The following is a 1,327-nucleotide window of genomic DNA, read 5'->3' on the forward strand; positions in this document are numbered from 1 at the left end:
TCAGGCCGATATAGCGGGCATCGTCGGTGTCACGGAAGGCTTTCCACTTGATGTATTCGGCGCGGTCAAAGTAGTTGCCGATGTCCTTAATCGCCGCCACCTCTTCCATGGAATCTTTGAGGAAGAATTTCGGGCCGACGGCACCGATAAACGGCATGTGCGCTGCGGCGGAGACTTTAGAGATATTACGCAGCAGCGCCATATCCTGCGCACTGGCGTCAAACTCATACGAGGAAATCACCGCCCCCACCGGCTCACCGCCGGGCGTGTCATATTCCGCCGTGTAGGTGTGCCAGTAGAGGCCGCTCTGGACGATTTCCGGCGCGTCCTCGAAGTCCTGGCGCAAATCCTCTTTGGCGATATCGAGAATTTCCGTGCGCACGTTCTGGCGGTAGTCGGTGCGGTCCACCAGATGCTTCAGGCCGCGCCACAGCGATTCCACCTGCTGAAACTCCGGATGGTGCATCACCGTATCCAGCTGGCGGCTGATTTGCCGGTCCAGCTCGGCGATATGGTGGTCAAGCAGCGTTTTGTCGAGCTTTTCAACCTGCTGGCCGGACTGTTTCAGGCGCTCCAGGAAAACCCGGACCGCGGCGGTCACGCGTTCATCGGCGGAGGCGTCCGCCAGGCGCTGGCTGTCCTGCCAGGCGTCGATATCATCAAGCGCGTCGACCGGATGAAGATTAATTTTTTCAAACAGCGAGGCGTAAACGCCGCCGGTGGTTTCCGGTACCTGCGTGGCGCCGGCAGCAGTGGGGGTGTTCTGAACAGACATCAGCATTTCTCTCGTTAATCCGTAATAAACCCGGTGCGCCTCAGGCGTGTTTCGGGGCCAGCGACGCCAGTTCCGCGCGTAAGCCATCGCTCAGCGCCGGATCCTTCAGGATGGTTTCCAGCTCCCTGCGGAAGGTGGCGTTATCAAGGAGATTGGATTTCAGGTCGCGCAGTAAATTGCGCATCGCGAGCATGGCTTTCAGCTGGGGAATTTGCCGCGCCACCTGCTCCGGCTCGAAATCTTTCATCTGGCGGAAGGTCAGGCGCACGTTTTCTTCGCGTCCGTCACCGGCCAGGGTATTTTCCACGGCGAGATTCAGCGCCGGTGAAAATTCCGAAAGCACGCTGTCGAAATTATTTTTGTTTATGTCGATTTTTTTGCGCTCAGACAGCGGCCGGTGCTCCTGGCCGTGACTGAAATCGCCGGTGACCAGTAATTTCAGCGGCAGCTCGATTTTTTTCTGCGCGCCACCGGTGTGCAGATTTAACTTCAGGTTAATACGGGCTTTAGGAATTTCTTCCTGAAATGAACCAGACATGACGTGTTCCTTCA

At 57.2% G+C, this 1,327-nt stretch carries 2 protein-coding genes; both read right to left on the reverse strand.

Annotation, left to right across the window (positions count from 1 at the left end; translation table 11 throughout):
• Positions 1–781, reverse strand: a 781-nt coding sequence (gene tssC / locus ACUW6V_RS20710; RefSeq protein WP_454038858.1) for a type VI secretion system contractile sheath large subunit, incomplete at its 3' end; no start/stop codon positions are given.
• 34 nt (positions 782–815) lie between these two features.
• Positions 816–1,313, reverse strand: a complete 498-nt coding sequence (gene tssB / locus ACUW6V_RS20715) for a type VI secretion system contractile sheath small subunit (protein WP_308947399.1) — start codon at positions 1,311–1,313, stop codon at positions 816–818.
• Positions 1,314–1,327: the final 14 nt, after the last annotated feature.

The sequence above is a fragment of the Cronobacter sp. 153480017-3 genome (assembly GCF_053627815.1).

Excerpts from the sequence above, each read along its gene's own strand:
- tssB (WP_308947399.1), bottom strand. The coding sequence starts at position 1,313 with ATGTCTGGTTCATTTCAGGAAGAAATTCCTAAAGCCCGTATTAACCTG.